Origin of the sequence: Terriglobus sp. YAF25 (genome assembly GCF_052113305.1) — a bacterium.
Lineage (GTDB): Bacteria > Acidobacteriota > Terriglobia > Terriglobales > Acidobacteriaceae > Terriglobus.
Window position 1 is genome coordinate 1 of record NZ_JBFRCY010000640.1, and the last position, 2747, is coordinate 2747.

3 protein-coding genes are annotated in these 2747 nt (G+C 53.0%); 1 reads left to right on the top strand and 2 read right to left on the bottom strand.

Features of this window, described 5'->3' with window-relative positions; genetic code table 11:
- Positions 1-139: 139 nt before the first annotated feature.
- A complete protein-coding gene (locus AB4043_RS21630; protein WP_442302651.1) occupies positions 140-514 on the top strand; it encodes an OsmC family protein in 375 nt (124 codons plus the stop codon).
- A gap of 618 nt (positions 515-1132) precedes the next feature.
- Here the strand turns inward: AB4043_RS21630 and AB4043_RS21635 are convergent.
- Positions 1133-1360 (bottom strand): hypothetical protein, encoded by a 228-nt coding sequence (locus tag AB4043_RS21635; protein ID WP_442308052.1) that lies wholly within the window; start codon positions 1358-1360, stop codon positions 1133-1135.
- Positions 1361-2300: 940 nt separating this feature from the next.
- Positions 2301-2747 (bottom strand): DUF4142 domain-containing protein (locus AB4043_RS21640; RefSeq protein WP_442308053.1); only part of this gene is annotated, 447 nt, incomplete at its 5' end.

Genomic DNA, 2747 nt, shown 5'->3' on the forward strand with positions numbered 1-2747 from the left:
GCTACACACATCGCTCTTCGACCATGCACCGTCAATCGGGCATGATAGTGATAGTCCATCCGTTCCTCCGGAAACTTCTATTTGCTCGTCACAAACAGAATCTCCAGATACAAACGGATGGACAACAACCTCTTGAAACATCACAGGTGGCCACAATCTTGGTCCGGTACCCGAGGAAGACATCCTGGGACGTATGATCACCTGCCTGACACACATTTATGAGATCGAAGCATCCAAACGGCAGATCAAGCTGGACGGTCTCGAGCTGAAGGTCGAGGGCACGCTGACGAGCCGCCTCGGCAATATCGACACCCCTCCCACTTATAAGGACATCGCCTATAGCGTTTACATCTCCTCACCTGAGACTAAGGAGAAGATTGAGGAACTGCAGAAGGCTGTCGAAGCCACGTGCCCGATCTACAACATGATCAAAGATTCTCAACTAATCAAGAGCACGATCGTGCGAGGTCCTTATACGGAAGAAAAAGAAAAGTTGGCGAGCCAAACCAAGTAGTGGTGTTTGGGTAAGACAAGCCGGATATCGGGTTATCCAGGGCGAACTGGATGATGCGGCCAACCTGCTCGTTGTTGATGCCGTTGACGATGGTCGTTACGGGGACGATGTCCACGCCGGCCTCGTGCAGGTTATGGATGGCCTGGAGCGTTTTTGTGGGTATAGATGGCGAGAACGCCGGGCATCTTCTCGGCGGCGGAGGCCGATCTATTCCGACGCATCCTTGATGGCGACCTACTAACTTTTAAGTTCCTGAACACTTCCCGTGTGAAGCTCAACGGCTTTGCTGGTATTACCAAGTAGATCGGTGGCTACTATCAACATGGCGCGATTGCGCCTCGATAGGCTACAAAACAATAGCACCGTCTAACACATGACTTTGAAAGGACTTGCTAACCGCTCATAGATTCAAAGGATGTGTACATCTGGAGGCGGAACGATTTCGTTACAAGAAGAGGGCGGCGGCCAGGGTTAGGCCGGCGTCCGTTCGATAGAGCGCCGGCTTCAAAATCGGCTCAGCACTCCGTCGTATGGCCCAGAAACACAGAAGCCGATCGCATCTGTCCCATCTGCATAACCTGTTCCTACAAAACCATGCAGCCCTTGGGTACGGCATGGTTAGAGATCATTGCAATGGGGACAGTCCGCCACATGACGGGTGTACGCCATCCACAGAGGATCTGCGGCAGTAAATGGATCTACCTCCTCTGTCCATGCGAGTCGCCGGATATGAGACGTCGTGAGTTCTGGATGCATGTCAGCAAAATGCTTCAGCAGTTCCATGCCGAAGTCGCAGGCTGGCAACTCATCGATGCTCCATTGATTGTTAAAGTCAGTCTGGGTCATAACCTTGCGCGATTGTTGGGGCGTTCCCCACGGTCAGATCAACACCGGACTCGCCGGTTTTCCTTGTCCTCGTCGCACTCGCCACCGCACTCGGGGCAGCGCTTCGTATTCCAGCTCGTACGCAGTAAACGGCTGCAGTGATATCTGGCGAAACACAACGGGCAGGCATTCCAAAACAGGTCCTCCGAATTTGGTTCCAGACCGAACCCGTACGAAGGAAGTATAGGCGAATAAAAGGCGAATTTTATCCACAGGTACCCCGAAAGACCCACTCATTGGGCGCCACCACGAATGCGGATAACACTGACGCGGGTGGTCAATGCTTCCAAGACCGTCAGCAGGTGCTGGTTTTCGGCTTGAGTTCCGCAGCAATCTCATCGAGATTCTCGGGTTGCAGGGAGGCAATGTGACTGCGGAAAGATGACAGCCTTTATAAAAGGTATCGAACACTTCCGGAGCACATAAGCGGCGTGTCACATTCACACTTCATTCGTAGCGAGCGTTCTCGCGGGACAATCCTTCCCTTCTACTCGCCGCCAGATTTCGGACTGTCCATGATTGATTAGTTTGGCCTGCAGCGTTGCTCCCAATCCCATGGCAAGAAGTTTACCGGGCTCCATCAGATCCTGAAAAGACGCGCATGTAGATATGGCATGAAAGACTGTGGTTGAAAGCTAAAGCGCGAGGCCGAAGCCGCTTGTGGCCGGGGAATCTTTCTTTATATCGAGTTGATGTTCCTCATTCCCACGTGTCACGGCGATGGATAAACCGAATGGTTCTAAGGCCACCTGAGAAGAAATAGGCTGCGCATTCCTGTCGTAGAATTGCCCACTTGGACCGATCTGAAGTACGAACAGTGGCGACCGCTATGGAAACACGCGAGAGACCCCGAAGGACGCGGTGCAGTTTAGCCTCGGCGTCCTCCGGGGGACCGCCCCACCTAGAGCTTCTTCTTCAGGTCATATGCCATGTTTTTGTGTGCTGCAACATGGGTCTTGCCCTTTAGTACGACGGCTTTAAACTTTACGTCCTTCGTATCCTTCGCCTCAGAAGTGAAGGCGTCCAGTGCTTTGGCATGGTCGGAAACCATCGTATCGATGTACTCCTTGTCAAAATCCTTTCCAGCAAGGCCGTTGAGCTTGCTCCATTCTTCCTTGTGGTCATTGTCGAGATCGCTCGGGGCAGCCAGACCCCAAGACTCGGCAAATGGCTTCATGCTCACGGTCATCGCCTTGTGTTCTGTGACCATCTTCTGCGCGAAGGCCTTCACGGCGGGGTCGCTTGTCTTCTGGATAGCGAGCTCGCTGAGTTTGATTTCGTTGACGTCGGATTGCGCCGCAGTTGCGAGAAATTTCTTGTCGTTGTCGTCGGCAGCTCGGCCTACGGT